The sequence below is a fragment of the Actinomadura sp. genome, from assembly GCF_044508335.1.
In the GTDB taxonomy this organism is placed as follows: Bacteria; Actinomycetota; Actinomycetes; order Streptosporangiales; family Streptosporangiaceae; genus Spirillospora.
On sequence record NZ_JBIQHY010000203.1, the window covers coordinates 1 to 5,629 of the forward strand.

Consider the following 5,629-nt stretch of genomic DNA (forward strand, 5'->3'; position numbering starts at 1 on the left):
TTAGGCAGCGTTCCGAGCTGGACGGTGCGCGGTCTCCCGCTTCTCCGTCCCTTTCCTTGGGCTTCTCCCGCCCAATTCCATTCCACTCCGCAGACCCCTGCTCAGGCAGGGACCAAGGTCCCCGATCGGGGGGCGGCTCCCGCGTGCGCCCGTCGTGCGCGGAGACCACCGCCCGGACGATCACCATCACCGAGGGCGGCGGATAGCGAGGACGGTGTTGTTCGGGAGTGAACGCACGGTGAAGTGGGCGGCCGAGAACTGGGCTGGACGGAAGTGGATGTCGTTCCACGTCCATGCGTCCGTGCCGGCGCGCAGGACGAATACGTCGATGGGGCCGTAGCGGGTGTGCGCGGCGGCTTGCGCGAAGGCGTCCGTGTCGGAGACGGCCGCGAGCGCGGCAAGGGTGGTGTGGCGGTCGTCCCAACGGGTGGTGCTGGAGGCGGCGGTGCGGTCGACGGCGATGTAGCCGGGCCAGGGCAGGAAGGCGAACAGCCGCTCGTCATAGGACAGCGTGCGGGGCGCGGCGCCGCGTCCGAGGACGCCGGTCACCGCCTTGCGGATCGGTCCGACGGGGAACCAGCGCGTGACGGGCCGTCCTCGAAAAGCACGCCAAATTCCCCGGTTCGGCGCGCATTTCATCCACCGGCTTTCGAATCCCGGCTTACCGCCAACCGCCTCGGTTATTCAGCGGGATTCCGGGGAGACGCGGAATTTCCGTGCTTCGTGGGCCGCGCGGCGTCCAAGCCGATCAGCAGCCGTGTCACGGCCAGGACGACGGCGAAGCCCGCCGCGGTCCACAGCACCGGCTCGGCCGGTGCGCCCAGCGAGATGGCCCCCGACGCGGCCGCCGCGCCGAAGGCCGCGAGCGCGACATGCCACCGTCCCGCCGGCCTGGCCGAGACGGCCGGACCCGAGGGCCCGGCCGTCCTGCCGCGCCCGGTGCTCATGCGGGGCCCGCGAGCTGAGCGATGTCCTCACTGGCGACCCCGTGCAGCCGGTCGGCCAGGTCCGCCAGGGCCCGGCCGGCGGCCAGTTCCTCGCCGATCTCCGGGACCTCCCGGTCGGCCGGGTTGCGGCGCGCCCGGCCGTAGCCCACCGTCTTCTTCTCGCCGCCGGTGAACAGCACCGCGCGCGCGAGGGTGTCCGTGCCGTCCTCGCTGATGTAGAGCTCCACGCTCCACTGCTTGGTCTCCATCACGACCTCCTTCGCTGGCCGTTTCCAGCTCCATCCTGGGAGAACGCCCACCGGGAGGGCAGGGCCGGAGGTCCCGCGGCCGTCGAGGCGAACGGCCCGGCTCCCGTCACTGGGAGCGGCCGACGACCGCGACCGGGCATTCCGCGTGATGGATCGCGCCGTGGCTGACGGAGCCGAGGCTGGACACGCCCAGCCGGTGATGGCGGGCGCCGACGACCAGCAGATCAGCCGCCCGCGACGCCCCGGACAGGACGGACACCGGGTGCCCGAGGAGCACCTCGTTCACCACCTCGACCAGCGGATACCGCTCGTGCAGCGGGGCGTAGGCCGCGATGATCCTCGCCCGCCTCTCGTCGTTCATCCGCTCCTCGTCGATGGAGTACCCGGACTCGGCCAGGCTCGCCGAGATCTGCCAGGTGTGCACGACGCGGAGCCGCGCCCCGCGGACGGCCGCGGCGTCGAAGGCGTACTCGAGCACCTCGCGGGCCCGCTCCCCGAAGTCGTATCCGGCCACGACCTCCCCGCGGCCGCCGGCCGCCTCCCCGCGGACGATCACCACGGGGACGTCGGCGTGCCCCGCCAGCCGCAGGCCCACGGATCCGAGCCGCAGGCCGGGGAAGCCGCCGCGCCCCCGGTGCCCGACAACGATCTCGAACGCCTTCTCCGACTCGTCCCGCAGCGCGTCCGACACCGAATTGACCACCAGCGCCGTCGTCACCGGCAGTTTGGGCCACTTCGCCTGCACACGCCTCTCGGCCTCCAGCAGGACGGCGCGGCCCGCCCGCGACACGCGCTCCGACTCATCGGGCGGAACGAACCGCTGGACCTGATACGGCCAGATCTGCGCCGCGTGCACGATGTGCAGCGGCCGGTGGCGCATCATCGCCTCGGCGGCCGCCCAATCGACGGCGCTCCCCGCCGCCGCGGATCCGTCCGTCCCCACAACGATCGGTGCGGACATGGTTCCTCCAACGATCGGTCATGTCCCCTGGCCACTTCCACACGTACGAGAGCCGGCAGGTGGGGACTAGGGACCAAGGTCCGGCATCGGCCGAGCCCTTCGTTGACTGCGCGCGGGCGGGTCGAGCGCCGCGCTCTCGCCGGTCACGCGCCCGGACGCTCCCCGTTCTGGACGCCGCCGCCCGCGGAGGCGTGGACGACGGCCACCGGGCAGGGCGCATGGTGGATGAGCGCGTGGCTGACCGAGCCGAGCAGCAGGCCGCGGAAGCCCCCCAGTCCGCGCGAGCCGACGACGAGGAGCCTCGCCTCGGCCGCCGCGTCCATGAGGACCCGCCGCGGGAACCCGGTGACGATCTCGATGCCCGCCCGCACGCCCGGATGGCGTTCGCACAGCGGGCCCATCAGCCCCGTCAGCCGCGCCTCGGCCGCGGCCCGCATGCCGGCCTCGTCCACCAGCGGCGGCAGTTCCCTCGCGGGTACCGGGTCCCAGGCGATCACCGCGCGCAGCGGGAGCCCGTGGGCGTCCGCCTCGGTGAAGGCCGCGGCCAGCGCCGCCTGGGACGCCGGCGAGCCGTCCATCCCGACCACGACGTGTCCGGCCCCCCGCTCCGGCTGCGGGCGGTCTCCGCGGACGATCACGACCGGGCACGACGCGTGCGCGGCCACCTGCGCGCCGACCGAACCGAGCGCCAGGCCCGCGAATCCCCCGGCGCCCCGCGGGCCCAGCACGATCAGATCGGCGCTCCCGCTCGCCTCGATCAACCGGGCGGCGGCCGGCGCACGCGCGAGCACTCCCCGCACCTTGAGGTCGGGCGCCGCCTTGCGGGCATGCTCGATGCCGGCGTTCAGGATCTCCTGGGCCTCCGCCCGCGGATCGACCGCGGGCAGAGGGGCGAGTCCGCCGGCGCGGACGTCCCACGAATGCAGCACGGTCAGCGGCAGGCGGCGGGCCCGGGCCTCATCCGCCGCCCAGTCCAAGGCCCGCGCGCTTCCCTCGGAGCCGTCGTACCCGACGAGCAGACCGGAGATGGGTTGCTCGCTCATGTGTCCTCCCCGATGTCGATGGGTCCGTGTAGCCATTCCCGCGAAGCGGATGAAGGCTTCACCCGGGTGACACCCGCCCGGATCCCAACCGGGGCCCCGAGTGCGCCGCCGCATGCGGCCGGCGGCGCGCCGGCACCCTGAAGGCCGACCCGACGTCGATCACGGGACGCGATTTGCGCGCTTGCAGTCCCAGCTGCACTTTCCACATCGCTTCGGCCAGTGCGTGGAACTGGTAGAGCAGACGCCGCAGCATGGGCAGGTTGCCGGCGTCGGCCGTCGCGACGGCGTGTTCGGCGACTATCTTGAGCCGGTTGGCGCGGCAGCCGAGGAAATGCGCGAGAGCATCGCGGCGGACGCTTCCCGGGAGGGCGTCGAGCAGGACCGATCCGGCGGCCCCTAACTCGACCATGACCTCCGCGGTGGCGGCTCGGACGTCGACGTCCGCCTCCCAGCCGTCCTTCGCCAGAATGCGGAGCCTGGTCAAAGCCGGCAGGCACCGCCGGTGATGCTCCCGCAGCCGCCCCTCCACCAGGGCCGCATCGACTGTGCCGACACCTGTGCCGGTCATGGTTCCTCCACTCGCCCTGCCGGCGCAATGGGCGTCGTACCGTCGGCCCTCCGGCAGGCCATAGCCGTCGCGTACGTCCACCATCGCGACCGGAGACGGCACGCGGGTAGGGATGGAGGTCCCGAATTGAGGGACGAAAGACCCGCAATTCATGATCCGAAGAATCGAAGCCCGAAATGCGATTTACAACAGCCCGGATCGGCCATTGACTTCGATACCGGAATTGATCATTCCGAGGAGGAGCGCGCCGGCTGGAGCACACCTCCGCCGCGGGCGATTTCCATGCCGAGGAGAACCGCGGCCCCCGTTCACACCAGTACCGGCACCAGGAGCGCCGCGAGCATCGGACCGAGCAGACCTGGTATATGGGTCGGCGTGACTCCCTGCCGCACCATGTCGCCGCTCACCGCCAGCGGTACCCGCCGTCCGGGCAGGAGGGCCGTCACTCGCCGCTGAGCACGTCCGCGACCGGCCGGCGGCGGCTGGGCATGCGGCGGGCCACATGACCGAGGCGCAGCACCATCTGCGGGTGACCGCAGACCAGGTCGCGGCGTATCGCCGCCCGCAGGTAGGGCAGTTCCAGCGGCTGGGTGTGGAAGGCGGCGCTCACGCTCAGCGTCGCCGCGTGCAGCAGCACATGCTGGAGCGCCTGGCCGGCGATCAGCCAGTCGACCCTCCGGTCCTCCCGGGTGGTCAGCACCGCAACCGTTCCCACGGCCCCGGGGGCGGTGCCGCGTTCGGGTTCCCGGCCGCCCGCGCCGTGCTCGGCCTCCCAGGGCGCGTCCGCGGCGGCGGTCCGGGAGGGGAAGCCGTCCACCTCGGCCGGGGAGGGGCCCGCCGCGAAGCCGTCGGCGCGCCCGTCGTCCGGCGGGGCCGTCCAGGACAGCAGCTCGCCGAGGATGCGGGGATCGCGGAGCTGCGCCGCCTCGGCGGCCTGGACGTGCTCGGCCAGGCGCCGGCGCTCCGCCTCGTCCTTGACGACGCGGAGGCCGGCGCCCTCGTGCCGGGCGATGCCGGCCAGCACGATCGGCAGCATGGGCGGCAAGGGGGTCGCCAGGAACCGCCCGCGGTGCGCGTGCCGGCGCGGGATCGTCCGGTGCAGCAGTTCCTCGTACGGCCGCGGGGCCGTCCTCGCCCCCCAGGCGACCCTGGCGAGCAGGTCCGGGTACGCCGGGTCGGGCAGCAACCGGACCTGCGGGGTGAAGCCCAGCCGCCGCACGGCCAGCCGCATGTTGAACAGGGCCGCGCCGCAGCTGATCAGCATCTCCCGTCCGGCCGGGTCGGCGACCGGCAGCAGGCGCGCGCGGTCGGCCCACAGCTCCAGCCCGTCGGAGCGGTCCACGAAGCGCCACGGCTGGGTGTTGTGGATGGACGGCGCCTGGATCGCCGCGCGGACGACGAAGCGCGCCGCCAGGTCGGTCCGTCCGATTCCGAGCGGGTTCGCGGGCTCGACCAGGCGCTCCGCCGGGGATCGTGTCGCGTTGACCATCTCGATGACCTCCAGCCGTGAGGGTGCCGCACCTACAGCCTGCTGGGCCGGCGCCGGGGCGGCATCGTGTCCAAAGTCCCCTCCGGCGGGACCTTCGACCCCCATGGCGGCGTCGCGGTCGCCCTGCTCATCGCGCGTCCGCCGCGATGGCCGCTCCGCCGGTCACAGTGCCTTCAGCGCGGCGGTCAGGCTGGTGAGCGAATCCTTGGCGTCTCCGAACAGCAGGGTGGTCTTGGGGTCGTGCAGCAGTTCGTTGTCGATGCCGGCGAACCCGGGCCGCAGCGACCGCTTGAGGAACACGATCGCATTGGCCTGGTCGGCGTCCAGGATGGGCATGCCGTAGATCGGCGAACCCGGCGTGCTGCGCGCCGCC

At 73.1% G+C, this 5,629-nt stretch carries 7 protein-coding genes; all 7 read right to left on the reverse strand.

Features of this window, described 5'->3' with window-relative positions; genetic code table 11:
* Positions 1-186 precede the first annotated feature (186 nt).
* Entirely contained in the window at positions 187-549 is a 363-nt protein-coding gene (locus ACIWVC_RS33945) for a hypothetical protein (RefSeq protein ID WP_396446149.1), read from the reverse strand.
* A gap of 394 nt (positions 550-943) precedes the next feature.
* Positions 944-1,195 carry a DUF1876 domain-containing protein gene (locus ACIWVC_RS33950; RefSeq protein WP_396446150.1) on the reverse strand — a complete coding sequence of 84 codons (252 nt, stop codon included), beginning with the start codon at positions 1,193-1,195 and terminating at the stop codon, positions 944-946.
* A gap of 106 nt (positions 1,196-1,301) precedes the next feature.
* The gene (locus ACIWVC_RS33955; protein ID WP_396446151.1) at positions 1,302-2,156 is read right to left on the reverse strand and encodes a universal stress protein; all 855 of its coding nucleotides are present in this window, start codon (positions 2,154-2,156) and stop codon (positions 1,302-1,304) included.
* A 143-nt stretch (positions 2,157-2,299) separates the two neighbouring features.
* Entirely contained in the window at positions 2,300-3,199 is a 900-nt protein-coding gene (locus tag ACIWVC_RS33960) for a universal stress protein (protein ID WP_396455121.1), read from the reverse strand.
* Positions 3,200-3,257: 58 nt separating this feature from the next.
* The gene (locus ACIWVC_RS33965) at positions 3,258-3,767 is read right to left on the reverse strand and encodes a hypothetical protein (protein WP_396446153.1); all 510 of its coding nucleotides are present in this window, start codon (positions 3,765-3,767) and stop codon (positions 3,258-3,260) included.
* A gap of 442 nt (positions 3,768-4,209) precedes the next feature.
* Positions 4,210-5,256, reverse strand: coding sequence for an Acg family FMN-binding oxidoreductase (locus tag ACIWVC_RS33970; protein ID WP_396446154.1), 1,047 nt, complete (start codon positions 5,254-5,256; stop codon positions 4,210-4,212).
* A 162-nt stretch (positions 5,257-5,418) separates the two neighbouring features.
* Positions 5,419-5,629 (reverse strand): NAD(P)(+) transhydrogenase (Re/Si-specific) subunit beta (locus tag ACIWVC_RS33975; RefSeq protein WP_396455123.1); only part of this gene is annotated, 211 nt, incomplete at its 5' end.

Coding starts and splice junctions, on each gene's coding strand:
- ACIWVC_RS33965 (WP_396446153.1), bottom strand. CDS start 3,767: ATGACCGGCACAGGTGTCGGCACAGTCGATGCGGCCCTGGTGGAGGGG.
- ACIWVC_RS33960 (WP_396455121.1), bottom strand. CDS start 3,199: ATGAGCGAGCAACCCATCTCCGGTCTGCTCGTCGGGTACGACGGCTCC.
- ACIWVC_RS33955 (WP_396446151.1), bottom strand. CDS start 2,156: ATGTCCGCACCGATCGTTGTGGGGACGGACGGATCCGCGGCGGCGGGG.
- ACIWVC_RS33970 (WP_396446154.1), bottom strand. CDS start 5,256: ATGGTCAACGCGACACGATCCCCGGCGGAGCGCCTGGTCGAGCCCGCG.
- ACIWVC_RS33950 (WP_396446150.1), bottom strand. CDS start 1,195: ATGGAGACCAAGCAGTGGAGCGTGGAGCTCTACATCAGCGAGGACGGC.